This is a genomic window from Clavibacter michiganensis (assembly GCF_002151125.1).
Classification (GTDB): domain Bacteria; phylum Actinomycetota; class Actinomycetes; order Actinomycetales; family Microbacteriaceae; genus Clavibacter; species Clavibacter michiganensis_C.
The window spans coordinates 39,962-59,512 of record NZ_MDJZ01000002.1; the positions used below are offsets into that span (position 1 = coordinate 39,962).

19 protein-coding genes are annotated in these 19,551 nt (G+C 71.4%); 2 read left to right on the top strand and 17 right to left on the bottom strand.

Going from position 1 to position 19,551, the window contains the following annotated elements; translation table 11 throughout:
• Positions 1 to 195: 195 nt before the first annotated feature.
• The 6 genes from BFL37_RS00670 to BFL37_RS00695 form a co-directional block, all read right to left on the bottom strand.
• On the bottom strand, positions 196 to 633 hold the full coding sequence (locus BFL37_RS00670) for a GNAT family N-acetyltransferase (protein WP_086513262.1): 438 nt from the start codon (positions 631 to 633) through the stop codon (positions 196 to 198).
• A 4-nt stretch (positions 634 to 637) separates the two neighbouring features.
• Positions 638 to 1,054 carry a cytochrome c oxidase subunit 4 gene (locus tag BFL37_RS00675; RefSeq protein WP_012038527.1) on the bottom strand — a complete coding sequence of 139 codons (417 nt, stop codon included), beginning with the start codon at positions 1,052 to 1,054 and terminating at the stop codon, positions 638 to 640.
• A 1-nt stretch (position 1,055) separates the two neighbouring features.
• Positions 1,056 to 2,801: an aa3-type cytochrome oxidase subunit I gene (gene ctaD / locus BFL37_RS00680; RefSeq protein ID WP_172403702.1), complete on the bottom strand. Its 1,746-nt coding sequence runs from the start codon at positions 2,799 to 2,801 to the stop codon at positions 1,056 to 1,058.
• Positions 2,802 to 2,813: 12 nt separating this feature from the next.
• Entirely contained in the window at positions 2,814 to 3,725 is a 912-nt protein-coding gene (ctaC, locus tag BFL37_RS00685) for an aa3-type cytochrome oxidase subunit II (protein WP_086513263.1), read from the bottom strand.
• 124 nt (positions 3,726 to 3,849) lie between these two features.
• Complete coding sequence (erpA, locus tag BFL37_RS00690; protein ID WP_012038530.1) at positions 3,850 to 4,212, bottom strand: iron-sulfur cluster insertion protein ErpA; 363 nt, start codon at positions 4,210 to 4,212, stop codon at positions 3,850 to 3,852.
• Between the two features lie 133 nt (positions 4,213 to 4,345).
• Positions 4,346 to 5,767 carry a dipeptidase gene (locus tag BFL37_RS00695; protein WP_086513264.1) on the bottom strand — a complete coding sequence of 474 codons (1,422 nt, stop codon included), beginning with the start codon at positions 5,765 to 5,767 and terminating at the stop codon, positions 4,346 to 4,348.
• 40 nt (positions 5,768 to 5,807) lie between these two features.
• On the opposite strand from BFL37_RS00695, the gene BFL37_RS00700 reads away from it, so the two are divergent.
• Positions 5,808 to 6,404, top strand: coding sequence for a DUF3043 domain-containing protein (locus tag BFL37_RS00700; protein WP_086513265.1), 597 nt, complete (start codon positions 5,808 to 5,810; stop codon positions 6,402 to 6,404).
• Between the two features lie 37 nt (positions 6,405 to 6,441).
• Here BFL37_RS00700 and BFL37_RS00705 read toward each other — a convergent pair whose 3' ends face one another.
• The 3 genes from BFL37_RS00705 to hisD form a co-directional block, all read right to left on the bottom strand.
• Positions 6,442 to 7,473: a quinone-dependent dihydroorotate dehydrogenase gene (locus BFL37_RS00705; protein WP_086513266.1), complete on the bottom strand. Its 1,032-nt coding sequence runs from the start codon at positions 7,471 to 7,473 to the stop codon at positions 6,442 to 6,444.
• A gap of 63 nt (positions 7,474 to 7,536) precedes the next feature.
• The gene (nrdR, locus tag BFL37_RS00710) at positions 7,537 to 8,010 is read right to left on the bottom strand and encodes a transcriptional regulator NrdR (RefSeq protein ID WP_086513267.1); all 474 of its coding nucleotides are present in this window, start codon (positions 8,008 to 8,010) and stop codon (positions 7,537 to 7,539) included.
• Between the two features lie 17 nt (positions 8,011 to 8,027).
• The gene (hisD, locus tag BFL37_RS00715; RefSeq protein WP_172403703.1) at positions 8,028 to 9,332 is read right to left on the bottom strand and encodes a histidinol dehydrogenase; all 1,305 of its coding nucleotides are present in this window, start codon (positions 9,330 to 9,332) and stop codon (positions 8,028 to 8,030) included.
• Positions 9,333 to 9,393: 61 nt separating this feature from the next.
• Here hisD and BFL37_RS00720 point away from each other — a divergent pair, with 61 nt between their 5' ends.
• Positions 9,394 to 9,909 (top strand): flavin reductase family protein, encoded by a 516-nt coding sequence (locus BFL37_RS00720; RefSeq protein WP_086513269.1) that lies wholly within the window; start codon positions 9,394 to 9,396, stop codon positions 9,907 to 9,909.
• 31 nt (positions 9,910 to 9,940) lie between these two features.
• On the opposite strand, the gene dnaE is transcribed toward BFL37_RS00720, so the two are convergent.
• The 8 genes from dnaE to BFL37_RS00760 form a co-directional block, all read right to left on the bottom strand.
• Positions 9,941 to 13,402 carry a DNA polymerase III subunit alpha gene (gene dnaE, locus BFL37_RS00725; RefSeq protein ID WP_431305843.1) on the bottom strand — a complete coding sequence of 1,154 codons (3,462 nt, stop codon included), beginning with the start codon at positions 13,400 to 13,402 and terminating at the stop codon, positions 9,941 to 9,943.
• A gap of 127 nt (positions 13,403 to 13,529) precedes the next feature.
• A complete protein-coding gene (locus tag BFL37_RS00730) occupies positions 13,530 to 14,447 on the bottom strand; it encodes an RluA family pseudouridine synthase (RefSeq protein ID WP_086513271.1) in 918 nt (305 codons plus the stop codon).
• A 134-nt stretch (positions 14,448 to 14,581) separates the two neighbouring features.
• Positions 14,582 to 15,235 (bottom strand): DivIVA domain-containing protein, encoded by a 654-nt coding sequence (locus BFL37_RS00735; protein ID WP_086513272.1) that lies wholly within the window; start codon positions 15,233 to 15,235, stop codon positions 14,582 to 14,584.
• 139 nt (positions 15,236 to 15,374) lie between these two features.
• Positions 15,375 to 15,674: a YggT family protein gene (locus BFL37_RS00740; RefSeq protein ID WP_086513278.1), complete on the bottom strand. Its 300-nt coding sequence runs from the start codon at positions 15,672 to 15,674 to the stop codon at positions 15,375 to 15,377.
• A gap of 67 nt (positions 15,675 to 15,741) precedes the next feature.
• Entirely contained in the window at positions 15,742 to 16,236 is a 495-nt protein-coding gene (locus BFL37_RS00745) for a cell division protein SepF (RefSeq protein ID WP_012038541.1), read from the bottom strand.
• Between the two features lie 46 nt (positions 16,237 to 16,282).
• Positions 16,283 to 17,014, bottom strand: a complete 732-nt coding sequence (locus BFL37_RS00750) for a YggS family pyridoxal phosphate-dependent enzyme (protein ID WP_086513273.1) — start codon at positions 17,012 to 17,014, stop codon at positions 16,283 to 16,285.
• The gene (gene ftsZ / locus BFL37_RS00755) at positions 17,011 to 18,150 is read right to left on the bottom strand and encodes a cell division protein FtsZ (protein WP_086513274.1); all 1,140 of its coding nucleotides are present in this window, start codon (positions 18,148 to 18,150) and stop codon (positions 17,011 to 17,013) included. The genes BFL37_RS00750 and ftsZ overlap by 4 nt, the downstream gene beginning before the upstream one ends.
• A 137-nt stretch (positions 18,151 to 18,287) precedes the next feature.
• The coding region (locus BFL37_RS00760) for an FtsQ-type POTRA domain-containing protein (protein WP_241533771.1) at positions 18,288 to 19,551 on the bottom strand (1,264 nt) is incomplete at its 5' end.

Sequence of the window (19,551 nt, forward strand, 5' to 3'; positions counted from 1 at the left end):
GCGCGTCCTGACACGGGAGGACGCGCTGCGCAGACGCGGGCCGCGCCTGCGCAGCGACGGCCGTTCACGGCCTCGGACACGGTCCTCGTCCTGGTCCCGCTCCTCGTCGCAAAGGCACGAGTACCGGCCGCCGAACGCGAGACGCCCGGGTCCGCAAGGCGGATCCGGGCGTAGTCGTGTCGCGTGGTCAGAGGCTCAACGTAGGAGCTTCTTGTAGAACTCGGCGGTGCGCTCGTAACCGAGGCGCTTGTAGAACTCGCCCGCACGGCGCGTGCTCATGGTGATCTGCCCGACGCCGCGGTCGCCGCAGAGGCGCTCCACGGCCCGCACGAGGGCGGAACCCGTCCCGCCGCTGCGTGCCTCCCCGTCGACCACGAGCTCCTCGAGGTGGGCGCTGAGACCGCCGGCGTAGAGGAGGCGGCTCACGACGAGGTAGGCGTACCCCACGACCGTGCCCGCGTCCTCCGCGACCAGCAGCACGTCGCGTCCCACGTCCTTGTTCGCACGCAGGATGTGGGAGAACGTGACGTCGAAGTCGTCTCGGGTGGCGGGGGCGTTGATCATGTCGAGCTGCTGGCAGAGGGCGAAGACCGCGTCCCCGTCCGATGCCTGGGCGTGCCGGATGTCGACCATCGGATCAGCGCGCGAAGTAGCCGCGGTAGTACTCGTAGGTCCACCCCACGAGCGCGATGATCGCGAGCCCGCCGCCGATGATCGCGATCCAGATGCCCACGGCGAGGCCGAGGAACACCGATGCGGCGCCTGCCGCGAGGATCACGGGCCACCAGCTCCACGGGCTGAAGAAGCCGAGCTCCGGGTCCCCGTCGTCGACGTTGGCGTCGCTCCGGTCCTCGGGGAGCTCGCCGTTCTGCGCAGCGTAGAGACGCGCGACGAAGAAGCCGATGAAGGCGGCCAGGGCGCCCGAGAGGGCGATGGCCAGAGTACCGACCCACTCGACCGTGTTCTGGTCGATGAGGTGCCAGATCGTGTAGGCGGCCGCCGCGATGACGAAGAAGACCGCGAGGACGTAGAAGAGGTTCCTATTGGCGCGCACGTCACTTCACCTTGTCGCTGGAGATGTCGTAGGTCGCGGCATCGGGAGCGTCCTTCGCCGGACCGATTCCCACGGGGATGCCCGCCTCGGGGTGGTTGAGGTCGAAGGCCGGGGCCTCCGACCGGATCCGCGGGATGGACGTGAAGTTGTGCCGCGGCGGCGGGCAGGAGGTCGCCCACTCGAGCGAGCGGCCGTAGCCCCACGGGTCGTTCACGGTCACGCGCGGCGCCGTACGAGCGGTGATCCAGACGTTCAGGAAGAACGGGATCATCGACAGCGCGAGGATGCCGGCGCCGATCGTGGACAGCTGGTTCATCCAGGTGAAGTCGTCCTCGGGCTGGTAGGTCGCGTACCGACGCGGCATGCCCATGACGCCCAGCCAGTGCTGGATGAGGAACGTGGTGTGGAAGCCGACGAACAGGAGCCAGAAGTGCACCTTGCCGAGACGCTCGTTGAGCATCGTGCCGGTCCACTTGGGCCACCAGAAGTAGAAGCCGGAGAACATCGCGAAGACCACGGTGCCGAACACCACGTAGTGGAAGTGCGCGACGACGAAGTACGTGTCGGACACGTGGAAGTCGAGCGGGGGCGACGCGAGGATGACGCCGGTCAGGCCACCGAAGGTGAACGTGATGAGGAAGCCGATGGCCCAGAGCATGGGGGTCTCGAAGGTGACCGAGCCGCGCCACATCGTGCCGATCCAGTTGAAGATCTTCACGCCGGTGGGGACCGCGATGAGCATGGTCATGAGCGAGAAGAACGGCAGCAGGACGGAGCCCGTGACGTACATGTGGTGCGCCCATACCGTGACTGAGAGGGCCGCGATGGAGATGGTCGCGTACACGAGCGTCTTGTACCCGAAGATCGGCTTGCGGCTGAAGACCGGGAAGACCTCCGAGACGATGCCGAAGAACGGCAGCGCGATGATGTACACCTCGGGGTGTCCGAAGAACCAGAACAGGTGCTGCCACAGGATGGCGCCGCCGTTGGCCGGGTCGTAGATGTGCGCGTCGAAGATGCGGTCGGCTCCGAGGCCGAAGAGCGCGGCCGCGAGGACCGGGAACGCCATCAGCACGAGGATCGACGTCACGAGGATGTTCCACGTGAAGATCGGCATGCGGAACATGGTCATGCCGGGGGCGCGCATCGTGATGATGGTCGTCACGAAGTTGACCGCGCCGAGGATGGTGCCGAATCCGCTGAGCGCGAGGCCCATCACCCAGAGATTCCCTCCCAACCCCGGCGAGAACGTCGTGCTCGACAGCGGCGCGTACGCGAACCATCCGAACGAGGCCGCACCCGCGGGGGTGAGGAAGCCGGCGACCGCGATGAGCGAGCCGAAGTTGAACAGCCAGTACGCGAAGGCGTTGAGCCGCGGGAACGCGACGTCGGGTGCGCCGATCTGCAGCGGCATGAGCACGTTGGCGAAGCCGGCGAAGAGCGGCGTCGCGAACATGAGCAGCATGATCGTGCCGTGCATCGTGAAGAGCTGGTTGTACTGCTCCTTCGTCTCCACCACGTGCAGACCCGGCTCGAAGAGCTGGGCGCGGATGACGAGGGCCATCACGCCGCCGAGGCAGAAGTAGAGGAACGAGGTGATCAGGTACAGGTACCCGATCGTCTTGTGGTCGGTGGAGGTGATCCAGTTGACCACGACGTTGCCACGACGCTCGGCCTTGCCGGAGCCGTCGAGGACCTTCGCCTGACCCGCGGGGATCGCGGTGGGACGGTTGAGGGTCGATGTCACGTTTCTGCTGCCCTACTCTTCGGACGACTCGGTGGTGGCCGGCACGTCGGTGCCGGGGAGGTTCTGCAGGCGGTCGTAGTCGGTGCCGAGGTCTCCCGCGAACCCGGCCGCCTTCTGGCTCTCGATGTAGGCGTTGTACTCGTCGATGGAGACGACCTTCACCTGGAAGAGCATCAGGGAGTGGTACTCGCCGCAGAGCTCGGCGCACTTCCCCAGGAACGTCCCCTCCTTCTCCGGGATGAACGTCATGTAGTTCGTCTTGCCGGAGATGAGGTCCTTCTTGTAGAGGAAGTCCACGACCCAGAAGGAGTGCAGCGTGTCACGGGTGTTGAGCTCGAGCTCGACCTTGGTGTTGACCGGCAGGTAGAGCGTGGGGAGCTTGTCCTCGTCGATGGAGCCCTGGGGTCCGTCCGGGTCGTCGACCGCCTGGACTCCCTGCTCGTAGGCGCCGCCCTCGATGGCCTGGCCGGCCTCGGTCTCGCCGCCGAGGTAGTTGAAGTCCCATGCCCACTGCTTGCCGAAGACCTGGACCTTGACCTCGGGCTGGTCGAAGCGCGCCTCGATGGCGGCCTGGTCCTTGGCGGTGAACGCGAAGAACCCGAGCACGAGGATCAGCGGCACGATCGTGTAGAAGATCTCGATCGGCATGTTGTAGCGCATCTGCACCGGGAGGCCGGTCTGGCCCTTGCGGCGGCGGTAGACGACCGCGGCCCAGATGGTGAGGCCCCACGTGAGGACGCCCACCGCGAGGAGGACGATCCAGGCGGTGACCCAGAGGCCGATGACCGAGTCGACGTGGTTCGTCGTGCCGGGCTCGGTGGGGAGGAAGCCCTGGAGCTGCTGCTGCGTGCACCCCGCGAGGAGTACCGAGATGCCTATGGCGACGGGGATCGTCAGCCAACGTTGACGGCGAGTGAAGCGCACGTGCAGACCCTTCGAAGAACCGGATGTGACGGGTTCCACACTACGCGACAGGGAGCCGCCCGAAGGACGACTCCCTGTCACCGGCCCGGGTTTCCGGGCTCAGATCCGCTTACCGTTCCGTGTGTCAGTGGAACGAGTCACCGCACGCGCACGAGCCGCCCGCGTTCGGGTTGTCGATGGTGAAGCCCTGCTTCTGGATGGTGTCCTCGAAGTCGATGGTCGCGCCGTCGAGGTAGGGGACGCTCATCTTGTCGACGATGACCTCGACGCCGTCGAAGTCGACCGTGGCGTCGCCGTCGAGCTCGCGCTCGTCGAAGTAGAGCTGGTAGATGAGACCGGAGCAGCCCCCGGGCTGGACGGCGACGCGGAGGCGGAGGTCCTCGCGGCCCTCCTGCTGGAGCAGGCTCTTGACCTTGCTCGCCGCGGTGTCCGTGAGTCCGACGCGGTGGGCCGCCTGGGCGGTCTCGGTCAGCGTGGTGTCGGTCATGAGCACTCCTCGGGTGGTGGGATCTGCGGTCGGGCGACTCCGGTGGAGTCTACGTCGTGCAACCGCGGGAGTCACCCGCGTGTTCCCGCCCGCGCCGTCCGATCCCGGCGGCCCGGCGACGGACGGGCGACGGTCAGGCGCGGCGGGCGATCCGCGACAGGAGGACGGCCTCGCTGAGGATCGCGCGCTCGAGGACGCCCAGGTGCTGCGACTCGTTCGGGCTGTGGGCGCGGGTGTCGGGGTCCTCGACCCCGGTGACCAGGATCTGCGCGGACGGGAAGGCCTCGACGAGGTCGGCGATGAAGGGAATGGATCCGCCGATCCCGGCCTGCACGGGCGCGCGACCCCAGCCGGCCGTCATCGCGGCCGTCGCCTCGGCCATGGCCCACCCCGTCGTGTCGACGAGGAAGGGATCGCCCTGGTCGACGTCGCTGATCTCGACGTGCGCGCCGTAGGGGCGGTGCCCCTGCACGTGCGCCTCGAGGGCGCGGTACGCGTCGGCCGCGGTCTGGCCGGGGGCGATGCGCGCGCTGATGCGGACGGAGACCTCGGGCAGCAGGGTGTTGCTCGCGTTGGCGACGGAGGGCGCGTCGATCCCCGTGACCGTGATGGACGGCTGGGCCCACAGGCGGGTGAGGATGGGCCCCGTGCCCACGGGCGAGACGCCGGGCAGGAGCGCCGCCTCCTCGGCGAGCCGGGCGTCGTCGTAGGCCGGCGTCTCCATCTCGGTGGAGGCGAGTCCGGCGACCGCGACGGACCCCTGCTCGTCCCAGAAGGAGTCGAGCAGGCGGACGGCCGCCATCATGGCGTCGGGGACGGCGCCGCCGAACATGCCGGAGTGCGACGCGTGGTCGAGCGTGCGCACCGAGAGGCGGAACGTGACGTTGCCGCGGAGGGCGACGGTGATGGAGGGGGTGTCGACGTCCCAGTTGTCGCTGTCGGCGACGACGATGACGTCGGCCGCGAGGGCGTCGTGGTGCGTCGCGAGGAAGTCGGAGAAGGAACGGGATCCGGCCTCCTCCTCCCCCTCGATGAAGACCGCGAGGCCGAGGTCGAGGTCCTCGCCCTCCGCCTCGACGAGCGCGCGGATCGCCGCGACGTGGGTCATGATGCCGGCCTTGTCGTCGGAGGCGCCGCGCCCGTGCAGGCGGTCGCCGCGGAGCGTCGGCTCGAAGGGCGGGGTCTCCCAGTGCTCGTCGGCTCCGGGGGGCTGCACGTCGTGGTGGGCGTACAGGAGGACGGTCGGCTTGCCGTTCCGGGGGGCGCGCGTCGCGAGGACCGCGGGCTGCCCGTCGTCGCCCGACGGCGTGGTGGCGCGGTGGACGGAGACGTCGTCGAACACGCCGAGCCCGGCGAGGAGGCCCGCGACGGCGTCGGCGCTGGCGGCCACGTGCGTCGGGTCGAAGGCCGGCCAGGACACGGAGGGGATGCGGACCAGCGCCGAGAGGTCGGCGATCGTGGTGGGCAGCCCTCCGGCGACGGCCGCGGCGAGCCGGTCGACGGCCTCCCGGTCCGGTGCGGTCTCGGCGTCTGCGGAGGTGTCGGGAGGCGTCATGCAGGTAATCTTAGATTCACTCCAGGCAAGGACGAGAGACGTGGCGAAGCAGCACACCCCCGCAGAGACCCCCTCCGAGACGAGCGCCACGGCGCCCGTCGACGGCCGCACGGCCGACGGGAAGAAGGGCCCCACCCCGACCCGTCGGGAGCGGGAGGCCGCGAACCTCCGCCCGCTCGTGCCCCAGGACCGCAAGCTCGCGGCGCAGCAGGCCAAGGAGAAGGCGCGTGAGGCGCGCGCTCGGGCCAACGCCGGCATGGCCGCGGGCGACGAGCGCTACCTGCCCGTCCGGGACAAGGGCCCGCAGAAGCGCTTCGCCCGCGACGTCGTGGACGCCCGCTGGAGCGTCGGCGAGCTGCTCCTGCCCGTGATGGGCGTCGTCGTGGTCCTCACCTTCGTGCTGCCGAACCTGTCGGCCATCCCGCTGCTGTCGATCTACGTGTTCGTCATCGCGGCGATCATCGACGCGTACTTCACCGGTCGCCGTGTCCGTGCCGCCATCGTCGCGCGCGTCGGCGCCGACCGCGTCGAGCGCGGGATCCGCTGGTACACCGGCATGCGCACCATCCAGATGCGCCCCATGCGCCTGCCCAAGCCGCAGGTGAAGCGGCGCGAGAAGGTCACCTTCAGCGCCTGACCGGCCGTGGGCTCGGCGGCGGCCGCAGCTCCGAGGGTCAGCCCCGTCGGATGCGGGCGAGGCCGGCGTTGATCGAGCGGGCCCAGAGCGGACCGCGGTAGAGGAACGCCGTGTAGCCCTGCACGAGGGTGGCGCCGGCGTCGAGGCGCGCCTGGACGTCCGCGGCCGTGTCGACGCCGCCGACCGAGATGACGCAGGCGTCCTCCGGCAGCGCCCGACGCAGGATCCCGAGGACCTCGAGCGACCGCGCCGCCAGCGGCGCACCGGAGAGCCCGCCCGCGCCGGCCGCGTCGACGACGCTCGCCCCGGTGCGGAGCCCCTCCCGGGAGAGCGTGGTGTTCGTGGCGATGACCCCGGCGAGGCCCAGCTCGGTCGCGAGCCCGGCGATCCGCTCGACCTCGGCGTCCTGCAGGTCGGGCGCGATCTTCACGAGGACGGGAACGCCGGCGGCTGCGTCGCGGATGCTCGTCAGCAGCGGCCGCAGGAGCTCGATCTCCTGCAGGCCGCGGAGCCCCGGGGTGTTCGGCGAGCTGACGTTGACCGCCAGGTAGTCGGCGACGGGGGCGACGAGGCGCGTCGTCCGCACGTAGTCGGCCACCGCGTCCTCGACGGCGACCGCCCGGGTCTTGCCCATGTTGACGCCGATGACAGGCCGGTCGCTCCGGATCCGCAGGCGGCGGAGCCGGTCGGCGAGGGCGGCCGCTCCCCCGTTGTTGAAGCCCATCCGGTTGATGACGGCGCGGTCCTCGATGAGGCGGAAGAGACGCGGACGCGGGTTGCCGGGCTGCGCCTCGGCGGTGACGGTGCCGACCTCCACGTGGCCGAAGCCGAGCTGGCCGAGGCCGAGCGCGGCCTCGGCGTCCTTGTCGAAGCCCGCCGCGACGCCGAAGGGCGACGGGAAGCGGAGGCCGAGGGCGTCGACCGCGAGCGACGGATCCGGTGCGGTCAGCCGCCGGGCGATCCAGCCGAGGCCGGACGGCGGGAGGAGGGAGATGGCCGTGGACGCGAGGTGGTGGGCGTCCTCCGGGTCCATGCGCGACAGGACCGTGCGGAAGAGGAGGGGATACATCGGCACCAGGCTAGCGCCTGGACGGGCACCCGTCGGCGGCCCGCGCGTGCGTCGCGCGGGGGGTCAGAGCGCGTCGGCGTCGGAGGCCGCGGCGTGCGCCACGCGCAGCTGCGCGATGGCCGACTCGAAGTCGTCGAGCGAGTCGAAGCCCTGGTAGACGCTGGCGAAGCGGAGGTACGCGACCTCGTCCAGCTCGCGGAGCGGCGGCAGGATCGACAGGCCGATGTCGTTCGCCTCGATCTGCGACGCGCCCGTGGCCCGGATCGCCTCCTCCACGCGCTGCGCGAGGACGGCGAGATCCGTGTCCGTGACCGGACGGCCCTGGCAGGCCTTGCGGACGCCCGTGACGATCTTCTCGCGGCTGAACGGCTCGACGACGCCGTTGCGCTTGATCACGCTGAGGCTCGCGGTCTCCGTGGTGCTGAAGCGGCGGCCGCACTCGGGGCACTGCCGGCGCCGGCGGATCGACAGGCCGTCGTCGCTCGTGCGGGAGTCGACGACGCGGGAGTCGGGGTGGCGGCAGAAGGGGCAGAACATCGTGTGCCCAGGATACGTCAGCTGGTGAGGCGGGCCGTCACCGCGTCGCCGTGCGCGGGCAGGTCCTCGGCCCGGCTGAGCGCGACGATCATCGGCTCGGCCTCGCGCAGCGCGGCCGCGTCGTAGCGCACGACCTGCTGCGGGCGGAGGAACGTGTAGGCGCCGAGGCCCGAGCCGAAGCGCGCCTGGCCGCCCGTGGGGAGCACATGGTTGGATCCGGCGAGGTAGTCGCCGAGGCTGACCGGCGAGTGCGGCCCCAGGAAGATCGCGCCGGCGCTGTGCAGGTGCGCGAGGAGGGCATCCGGGTCGGCGGTCTGCACGGAGAGGTGCTCCGGGCCGTAGGCGTCGCTGTAGCGGCAGGCGGTCGCGAGGTCGTCGACCACGAGGATCGCCGACTGGGGGCCGGTGAGCGCCTGGCCGACGCGGACCGCGTGGCCGGTCGTCGCGGCCAGCGCCTCGACCTCGGCGTCGACCGCGCGGGCGAGGTCGGGCGAGTCGGTGACGAGGACCGACGCGGCCATCTCGTCGTGCTCCGCCTGGCTGACGAGGTCGGCGGCGACGAGTCGGGCGTCGGCGTGGGCGTCCGCGATGACGAGGATCTCGGTCGTGCCGGCCTCGGAGTCGATGCCGGTGACGCCGCGGACCACGCGCTTGGCGGCGGCGACGTAGATGTTGCCGGGCCCGGTGACGACGTCGACGGGCTCGAGGCCGAGGTCGGGGACGCCGTGCGCGAAGGCGCCGATCGCTCCCGCGCCGCCCATGGCGTAGACCTCGTCGACGCCGAGGAGGCCGGCGGCGCCGAGGATGACGGGGTGCACGGATCCGCCGTGCGCGGCCTGCGCGGGCGAGGCGAGCGCGATGCTCGACACGCCCGCGACCTGCGCAGCCACGACGTTCATCACGACGCTCGACGGGTAGACCGCCTTGCCGCCGGGGACGTAGAGGCCGACGCGGCGGACCGGCTGCCAGCGCTGGACGATGGTGCCGCCCGGCACCACGGTGGTGGTGGTCTCCGGCGGGACCTGCGCGGCCGAGCCCAGGCGGACGCGGCGGATGGCCTCCTCGAGCGCGGCGCGGACGGCCGGGTCGAGCCCGTCCACGGCCGCGGCGATCGCGTCCGCCGGGACGCGCAGCGACTCCGGGCGCACCCTGTCGAGCCGCTCCGCCTGGTCGAGCAGGGCGGCGCTCCCGCGGGTGCGCACGTCCTCGACGAGCTCGCGCGCGACGTCCAGCGCGACGGCGACGTCGGTGACCGGACGCGGGAGGAGGTCGAGCAGGTCGGCGGTGCTGGGCGTGGTGCCGCGGAGGTCCTGGATGCGCATCATGACTCCGGAAGTCTACCGAGCGGGCGCCCGCGCGATCCGGCCGCTAGCGTCTCGAGGCATGGACGCGCACCCCGCCACCACGCTCGCCGATGCCCCCGGCCAGGCCGCCTTCCGCGCCGCGTTCCGTCGCCACGCCGCGGGCGTCGCGGTCGTCACGACCCGGGACGCCCAGGGCTCGCCCGTCGGGTTCACGGCCACGTCGCTCGCCTCGGTGTCGGCGGATCCGCCGCTCGCCAGCTTCAGCCTGGCCCGCACCGCCTCCAGCGCCGAGGCCATCGCGGCGGCCGACCACGTGGCCGTCCACGTGCTCGGCGCCCGCGACCGGCACCTGGCCGAGCGGCTGAGCGGGCCGGCGTCCGAGCGATTCGCGGGCGACCACTGGTCCCCCGGGCCGCACGGCCTGCCCGTGCTCGCGGGCGGGACGGCGCTCCTGGTGGCCCGGATCGTCGAGCGGGTCCCCGTCCACGACGCGATCGTGGTGGTGGTGCGGATAGAGGACGGCGGCCCCGGCCTCGACGACGAGCCCCTCGTCTACCACGCGCGCCGCTACCTCCGGCCGGGGCCCGAGGCCTGACGCCGGGCCGACCGGGAGCCGGCCACCCGGATCAGCCCAGGCAGTTCGGGCCGAGCAGGGACTTGAGCTCGCCGTAGAGATCCGCGCTCACCGTCACCGGGTACGGGATCTCGAACACGCGGCCGCTGTCGCCCTTGATGAGCTGCAGCCGCACCTCGGTGTCGCCCGAGTGGCGGATCAGCACGTCGTTGAGCCCCATGACCGTCTCGGTCGTGGCGCGGTTCTCGGCGAGGCTGATGAGCAGCGGGCCCGAGCCGAGGCTCTGCCCGAGGTCGGGCTGGAACATCGAGAACGCGTGGATGTTCATGCCGTCGTCGCGCGTGGACACCCGGCCGCGGATCACCACGACGGTGTCGCCCTGCAGGGCCGGCGCGAACTCCTGGTACGCCTTGCCCATGAACATGCAGGTGATCTCGCCGCCGAAGTCCTCGAGCTGCACCATGCCGTACTGGTTGCCCGAGTTCCGCGCCGTGCGGTGCTGCACGCTGGTGAGGAGGCCGGCCAGGGTGACCGTCTCCCCGTCCATCGAGGCGTCCGTCGCCAGCAGCTCGGCGATGCCCGTCGAGGCGAGCTTCGCCAGCGGGATCTCGAGCCCGGCGAGCGGATGGTCGGACACGTAGAGGCCCAGCATCTCCCGCTCGAACGCGAGCTTGTCGCGCTTCGCCCACTCGGGCCGCTCGGGCACCTTGCGCGCGTGCTGCGGCTCGTCCCAGAGGCTGTCGAAGTCGAAGCCGACCTGCCCGTTCATGGCCGCGCGCTTGTCGCTGACGGAGGCGTCGATCATGCCCTCGTGCACCTCGAGGAGCGCACGCCGGGTGTCGCCCAGCGAGTCGAACGCCCCGGCCTTGATGAGCGACTCGACCGTGCGCTTGTTCGCCACCGGCAGCGGCACCTTCTTGAGGAAGTCGTCGAACGACTCGAACGCGCCCTGCTCGGTGCGCGCGCCGCGGAGCGCCTCGACCACGTTCGCGCCGACGTTCCGCACCGCACCCAGGCCGAAGCGGATGTCGGCGCCGGCCGCCGCGAAGAACCCGATGGACTCGTTGACGTCCGGCGGGAGCACCTTGATGCCCATGCGGCGGCACTCGTTGAGGTAGAGCGCCATCTTGTCCTTGGAGTCGCCGACGCTCGTGAGGAGCGCGGCCATGTACTCGGCCGGGTAGTGCGCCTTGAGGTACGCGGTCCAGTACGACACGACGCCGTACGCCGCGGAGTGCGCCTTGTTGAACGCGTAGTCGGAGAACGGCAGCAGGATGTCCCAGAGCGCCTTGACCGCGGCCATCGAGTAGCCGTTGTCCTTCATGCCCTGCGAGAAGCCCTCGAACTGCTTGTCCAGCTCCGACTTCTTCTTCTTGCCCATCGCGCGGCGGAGGAGGTCGGCCTGCGCCAGGGTGAAGCCGGCGAGCTTCTGCGCGACCGACATCACCTGCTCCTGGTACACGATGAGGCCGTGCGTGGTGCCGAGCACCTCGCGCAGCGGCTCCTCGAGCTCCGGGTGGATGGGGGTGATCTCCTGCAGCCCGTTCTTGCGCAGCGCGTAGTTCGTGTGCGAGTTCGCGCCCATGGGGCCGGGCCGGTAGAGCGCGATGACGGCCGAGATGTCCTCGAAGTTGTCCGGCTTCATCATGCGCAGGAGCGAGCGCATGGGACCGCCGTCGAGCTGGAAGACGCCGAGCGTGTCGCCGCGGGCCAGCAGGTCGTACGCGCCCTGGTCGTCGAGCCCCAGGTCCTCGAGCACCAGCTTCTCGCCGCGGTTCGACTCGATGTTGTTCAGCGCGTCGTCGATGATCGTGAGGTTCCGCAGACCCAGGAAGTCCATCTTGATCAGGCCGAGCGACTCGCACGCCGGGTAGTCGAACTGCGTGACGATCTGGCCGTCCTGCTCCCGCTTCATGATCGGGATGATGTCGATGAGCGGCTCGCTCGACATGATGACGCCGGCCGCGTGCACGCCCCACTGGCGCTTGAGGTTCTCGATGCCCTGCGCCGTCTCGAACACCTTCTGCGCCTCGGGGTCCATCGCGAGCACCTCGCGGAAGTCCCCCGCCTCGCGGTAGCGCGGGTGGTCGGTGTCGAGGATCCCGGACAGCGGGATGTCCTTGCCCATGATCGCGGGCGGCATGGCCTTGGTGAGCTTGTCGCCCATGGAGAACGGGTAGCCCAGCACGCGGCTGGAGTCCTTGAGCGCCTGCTTGGCCTTGATGGTGCCGTACGTGACGATCTGCGCGACGCGCTCGTCGCCGTACTTGTCGGTCACGTACCGGATGACCTCGCCGCGGCGACGGTCGTCGAAGTCGACGTCGAAGTCGGGCATGGAGACGCGGTCGGGGTTGAGGAACCGCTCGAACAGGAGGCCGTGCTCCAGCGGATCGAGGTCGGTGATGCCCATCGCGTACGCGACCATCGACCCGGCGCCGGATCCGCGGCCGGGACCCACGCGGATCCCGTTCTCCTTGGACCAGTTGATGAAGTCGGCGACGACGAGGAAGTACCCCGGGAAGCCCATCTGCGCGATGACGCCGACCTCGTAGTCGGCGCGCTTGCGCACGTCGTCGGAGAAGCCGCGCGGGTAGCGCCGGACGAGGCCGCGCTCGACCTCCTTGACGAACCAGGTCTGCTCGCTCTCGCCCTCGGGCACCGGGTAGCGCGGCATGTAGTTGGCGGACTCGTTGAACTGGACGTCGCACCGCTCGGCGATGAGGAGCGTGTTGTCGCACGCCTCCTCGTGGTCGCGGAAGAGGTGGCGCATCTGCTGCGCGGTCTTCAGGTAGAACTCGTCGGCGTCGAACTTGAAGCGGTTCGGGTCGTCGAGCGTGGTGCCGGACTGCACGCACAGGAGCGCCGCGTGGCTCGTCGCGTCGTGCTCGTGCGTGTAGTGCAGGTCGTTCGTGGCGACCAGCGGGAGGTCGAGGTCCTTCGCGAGGCGGAGGAGGTCGCTCATGATCCGGCGCTCGATGCCGAGGCCGTGGTCCATGATCTCGCAGAAGTAGTTCCCGGCCCCGAAGATGTCGCGGTAGTCGCTCGCGGCCTTGACGGCCTCGTCGTACTGGCCGAGGCGGAGGCGCGTCTGGACCTCGCCCGACGGGCAGCCGGTGGTGGCGATGAGGCCCTTGGCGTAGGTGCTGAGGAGCTCCCGGTCCATGCGGGGCTTGAAGTAGTAGCCCTCGAGCGACGCGCGCGACGAGAGGCGGAACAGGTTGTGCATGCCCTCGGTCGTCTCGGCGAGCATCGTGAGGTGCGTGTAGGCGCCGGACCCGGAGACGTCGTCCCGGCCGCCGTCGCCCCAGCGGACGCGGGTGCGGTCGGCGCGGTGCGTGCCCGGCGTGATGTACGCCTCGGTGCCGATGATCGGCTTGACGCCCGCGGCCTTCGCCTGCTTCCAGAAGTCGAACGCACCGAACACGTTGCCGTGGTCGGTGATGGCGACGGCGGGCATCCTCTGCTCCGCGGCGGCCTGGACGAGCGGGCCGACGCGGGCCGCACCGTCGAGCATCGAGTACTCGCTGTGGACGTGGAGGTGGACGAACGAGTCGTTGCGGGGCACGGGTCTCTTCTACTGGTCGATCGGCGGTGTGGCCATCATAGGCAGGCTCCGGGAGGCCCCTCGGGCGTGTCGCGCGTCAGTCCCGCAGCACGTCGAGCGCGTGCTGCAGGTCCGCCGGGTAGGTGCTCGAGAACGACGTGCGATCGCCCGTGGCGGGGTGCGTGATCTCGAGCCGCATCGCGTGCAGCCACTGCCGATGCAGCTCCAGCTGGGCGGAGATGGTGGGATCGGCGCCGTACATCGCGTCGCCGACGCAGGGGTGGCGCTGTGCGGCCATGTGCACGCGGATCTGGTGCGTGCGACCGGTCTCCAGGTGCACCTCGAGCAGCGCCGCGCGCCGGAAGGCCTCGAGCGTCTCGTAGTGCGTGACGGACGGCTTGCCGTCGGCGGTGACCGCGAACTTCCAGTCGCTGCGGGGGTGGCGGCCGATGGGCGCGTCGATGGTGCCGGCGAGCGGATCCGGATGCCCCTGGACGACGGCGTGGTAGACCTTCTCGACCTCGCGGTCGTGGAACTGCCGCTTGAGCTCCGCGTAGGCGCGCTCGGTCTTGGCCACCACCATCAGGCCGCTCGTGCCGGCGTCCAGCCGGTGGACGATGCCCTTCCGCTCCTCGGCTCCCGAGGTGCTGAGGCGGAATCCGGCGGCGGCCAGCGCGCCGAGGACGGTGGGTCCGGTCCAGCCGACGCTCGGGTGGGCCGCGACGCCGACGGGCTTGTCGACCACGACGATGTCGTCGTCGTCGTGGACGATGCCGAGGTCCGGCACCGCGAGCGGCACGACGGAGGGCTCCTGTCGGGGCTGCCAGGTGACGGCGAGCATGGATCCCCCGACGAGCCGGTCGGACTTGCCGGCGTCGCGCCCGTCCTGCGTCACGCCGCCGGACTCCGCGACCTCGGCCGCGAAGCTGCGGGAGAAGCCGAGGAGGCGGGCGAGGCCCGCGTCGACGCGCTGCCCGTCGAGCCCGTCGGGGACGGGGATCGTGCGGTGCTCCATCGGGTGACCTCTTCCGGTGCGGTGCTGGGTCGTGCGGCGGCCGTGCGGGCTGCGCGAACGACGACGGCGACGCGGGACCCGTGGCTCGCTCGAGCCGGGGTCCCACGCCGCCGTCGGGCGCGCGGGGTGCTGTGCTAGTTGCCGAACGAGGCGGTGGCGGGCGCCTCGCTGGAACCGGCGGCGTCCAGCTCGCGGAGCTGGCCCTCGATGTAGCCCTTGAGCTTGGTGCGGTACTCGCGCTCGAACGTGCGGAGCTCGTCGATGCGCCCCTCGAGGACCTGGCGCTCCTTCTCCAGGACGGCGGTCTTCGAGCGCTGCTCGGCCTCTGCCTCTGCGGCGATGCGCGCGGCCGTGGCGTGCGCCTCGGCGACGAGCGCGTCGCGCTTCTCGACGCCCTCGCGGACGTGCTCCTCGTGGAGCTTGCGGGCGAGCTTCAGCAGGCTGCTCGTGCTGGAGGTCTCGTCGTCCTCGTCGGCGGCGGCGGGCGCCGGGGCGACGACGGGGGCCGGTGCCGGCTCGGGCTCGGGGGTGGGCTCGGGCTCGGCGACGACCGCGGGCTGCTCGACCGCGGCGGGCGCGGGAGCGGGGGTGTCGATGGCCGTGGTCGCGGCGGGGGCGGCATCGCCCGAACCGAGGCGCTGGCGCAGCTCCTCGTTCTCCTGGTGGAGGCGTCGCAGCTCGACGACCACCTCGTCGAGGAAGTCGTCGACCTCGTCCTGGTCGTATCCCTCGCGGAACTTGGTCGGCTGGAAACGCTTGTTGACGACGTCTTCAGGAGTGAGAGCCATGGCCTGCCACCTCTTTTGTGCGTAGAGCGGGGTCCGCACGAGCGGACGGGGATTCGGGACAACGTGCGACCCAACGCTATCAGCGGAACGCGTCGGTCCGGGGACCGCGGCACGGATCGGCGGACGCGGGGTCGGGACCTCAGCGCATGAAGCCGCTGGCGACGTTGAACAGGATGATCGCGACGAGCATGGTGATCATCCAGCCGAAGTCGAGCGCGACGGGACCGAGGCGCAGCGGCGGGATGAGGCGGCGGACGAACCCGATGGGCGGATCCGTGACCGTGTACGAGGCCTCGGCGACGATGAGCATCGCGCCGCGCGGACGCCACTGCCGGGACAGCGACTGCACCAGGTCGAGGACGAACCGGCCCCACATGCAGATGATGAACGCCAGGAGGGCGAACCACAGGACGGTGGCGACGATGTTGACGATGATCACGGACACAAGTATGGCGGGCGCCGATGGGAGGTCCCGTCGACGCCCGCCATCTCGGGGGCTCGGTGGATCAGCGTCCGAAGAAGGAGGCCTCGACCTCGGCCTCGGTGGCCGACTGCTCGCCGGACACGGCGACGTGAGACGGGGACAGGAGGAACACCTTGGCCGTGACGCGCTCGATCTTGCCGTAGAGGCCGATGGACAGGCCGCTGGCGAAGTCGATGAGGCGACGCGCGTCGTCGTCCGTCATCTGCGAGAGGTTGATGATGACCGGCACGCCCTCGCGGAAGTTCTCGGCGATGACCTGGGCGTCCTTGTAGGCCTTGGGGTGGACGGTGAGGATCTCGTTCATTTCAGCCGGCGCCGCATTCCTTGTGGTGGTCGAGGGCTTGTGCAGGGGGGTCACGGGTGCGCGCTTCGCCTGCTGCTGGGGAGCGGGGGCGGGCGTCGGGACGGCCTGAACGGGCGACTGCTGCTGCTGCGCGGGCTGCTGCCCCTGCTGGTAGTCGAGCTCCTCGTCGGCGAGTCCCAGGTACACCATGGTCTTGCGAAGTGGGTTGGCCATCATTCCTCTTTCCGGGTCGGCCTCCGACCGGACCGCACTGTCGACATTAAGGGCCGCCGGGTCGCTTTCCCGTGATTGCCGACCCGATCCGAAGGTGTGTCGCGCCCTCGAGGAGCGCCTCGCGCAGGTCGCCGGACATGCCGGCGGAGATGGAGCCGGCCTCGGGGATGATGCGGCGGATGTCGTCGGAGATGCCGCGGAGGCGCGCGAACGCGCGGCGGGGCTCGCCGTCGTCGGGCGCGACCGCCATGACGCCGAGGACGCGGATCCCGGCGGCGCCCGCCGCGTGCTCCGCGAGGGCCTCGGCCTCCGCGGGCGGGACGCCGCCGCGCCCCTCGTCGTCCGTGAGGTTGACCTGCAGGAACACGCGCGTCTCCTGCTCGTCGGAGGCCAGCGCGTCCACGAGGGACGGGCGGTCGACGGAGTGGATCACCGAGGCGTAGCGCCTCACCTGCCGGGCCTTCTTGCCCTGCAGCTGGCCGACGAAGTGCCAGGAGACGCCCGCGCCCTCGAGCTCGGCGGCCTTGCCCTGCGCCTCCTGGTGACGGCTCTCGCCGAGGTCGCGGACGCCGAGGTCGACGAGGTCGCGCAGGAGCGAGACGGGTTGGAACTTGGTGACGACGATCGTGGTCACCTCGTCGGGCCGGCGGCCGGCGGCGCGGATCCCGTCGGCGACGTCCGCCTGCACGGACGCCCACCGCTCGGCGAGGCCGGGGTGGGCCTCGCCGGGGTGGGCGTCCGGCGCGGATGCGCCGCCTGTCAGCGGAGCGTCCGTCACTTCAGGAAGTCGGGGATGTCCAGGTCGTCGCCGTCGTCCTCGAACGTCGGGTCGCTCGCGGGGACGGACGCCACGGGCGCCTCCGTCTGCGGGCGCGCCGGTGCGGACTCGACGGCCTCGGGAGCGGCGACCGCTCCCCCGCCCGCCGCGACGAAGCCGCTGCGGCGGTTCTCGACCTTGGAGGCCGGCTCGCCGCCGTCGAAGCCCGCGGCGATGACGGTGACGCGCACCTCGTCGCCCAGGGTGTCGTCGATGACCGCGCCGAAGATGATGTTGGCCTCCGGGTGGACGGCCTCCTGCACGAGCTTGGCCGCGTCGTTGATCTCGAAGATGCCGAGGTTGGACCCGCCCTGGATGGAGAGCAGGACACCGTGCGCGCCCTCGATGCTCGCCTCGAGGAGGGGCGAGGCGACCGCGAGCTCGGCCGCCTTGATGGACCGGTCGGCGCCGCGGGACGACCCGATGCCCATGAGCGCGGATCCCGCTCCCTGCATGACCGACTTCACGTCGGCGAAGTCGAGGTTGATGAGGCCGGGGGTCGTGATGAGGTCCGTGATGCCCTGGACACCGGCGAGGAGCACCTGGTCGGCGGTCGCGAAGGCCTCGAGCATGCTGATGCCGCGGTCGCTGATCTCGAGCAGGCGGTCGTTCGGGACGACGATGAGCGTGTCGACCTCGTTCTTGAGCGTCGCGACGCCGAGCTCAGCCTGGGCCGAGCGGCGCTTGCCCTCGAAGCCGAAGGGCTTCGTCACGACGCCGATGGTGAGCGCGCCGATCGACTTCGCGATGCGGGCCACGACGGGCGCGCCGCCGGTGCCGGTGCCGCCGCCCTCTCCCGCGGTGACGAAGACCATGTCGGCGCCCGCGAGCGCCTCCTCGATCTCCTCCGCGTGGTCCTCGGCGGCGCGACGGCCGACCTCGGGGTCCGCGCCCGCGCCGAGGCCGCGGGTGATCTCGCGGCCGACGTCGAGCTTGACGTCGGCGTCGCTCATGAGCAGCGCCTGCGCGTCGGTGTTGATCGCGATGAACTCCACGCCCCGCAGACCGAGCTCGATCATGCGGTTGACGGCGTTGACGCCGCCACCGCCGATGCCGACGACCTTGATGACGGCGAGGTAGTTCTGGTTGTTCGACACGACGGGCCTCCGCTAGAACCTTCGACCTCCGGTGGAGGCTTAGAGTTTACTCAGTATGCATTTCCTGATCCCGACGTTAGGGGGCTCGGGGTCGGTGCGACGACTCCCGTGCCGCGTGTCGCGAAGGCCGGACGGGATCAGGGTCCGGCGACGGGCGCGTCGGGCGCCGACACGTCGTACGAGCCGACGTCGCCGCGGGCCTTCACGAGCGCCTGCAGCACCTGCGCCTTGTCGGCCGAGCGCTCACCGCTCCCCCACAGGACCTTCTTGCCGCTGCGCAGCGTGAGCATGACGTCGTCCGTCGTGTTCGCCTGGATGCTGTCGACCTGGGGCAGGAAGTCGCCCGGGAGCGCGACGAGCACGGCGGCGGCGGCCTGGAAGCGCGGGCTGGTGAAGTCCGCGCTCGGGAGGTCGATGAGCGGGTAGCCGTCGGGGCGCGCGGTGGCGCGCTCGATGGTGATGCCCGCGGGATCCACGAGGTCGAAGCCGGCGCCCGACTGGATCACGGCGACGGGCGTGCGCTCGACGATGCGGATCACGAGCGTCGAGGGCGGCCGGCTCTCGGTGCTGTAGCTGCGGATGAGCGGGAACGCGCGGAGCTCGTCCCCGACGCGGTCGAGGTCGACGAGCGGCAGGGGCGTACCCACCTGGTCGGAGAGGGCCGCCTGGATGCTGGACGGCGACACGCGGTCGGCTCCCTCGACCTCCACAGTGCGGAGGGCGAGCAGCGGGGAGTACACGGCGATGCCCACCACGATCGCGAGCGCGAGGAAGGCGCCGACGGCGCCGAGGAGCCCGGCACGGCGACGGCGGGCGCGCTGCGTGAAGCGGCGCACCTCCTGGCGCTCGTAGCGCAGCCGCTCGCGGCGGGCGCGGCGCAGCTGGCGACGCGCCTCGGCGTCGCCGGTGGTCGCGCTCGCGGGACGTGCGGGACGGTGGGCGCGCGGCGTGGCGTCGGCCTCCGCGTCCGCGTGGGTGCGTCGGCGCAGGGGCTTCGCGGCGGCCGCGGCGTCGGCCGCCCCCCGGGCCCGGGCTCCGAACCGGCCGGCCAGGCCGCGCGTGCGCGGCGCGGACAGGTCGCGACCGGTGCTGGGCGCGGGCGGTGCCTCGACCGGTGCCTGCGCGAGGTGCGGCAGGACGATCGGCTCGGTGTCGGGCTCGTCGTCGTCGCGCCACTCGGCGCGGGGGCGCGGTCGCGGCGTCGTGGGTGCGGTCGGCGCGGACGAGCCGCCGGTGCCCGGCGCGGCGCCGGTGCGCGGGACGGGCGGCGGGCTGACGGGTCGCGGAGCAGCGGGACGCGTGGGAGCACCCGCCCCCGGACGCGCCGCGGGCGTCGCCGACGTGCGCGCGGCGGGCGTCGCGGGCGGGGGCGTGCGCGCGGCGGGCGGCTGCGCGGCCGGC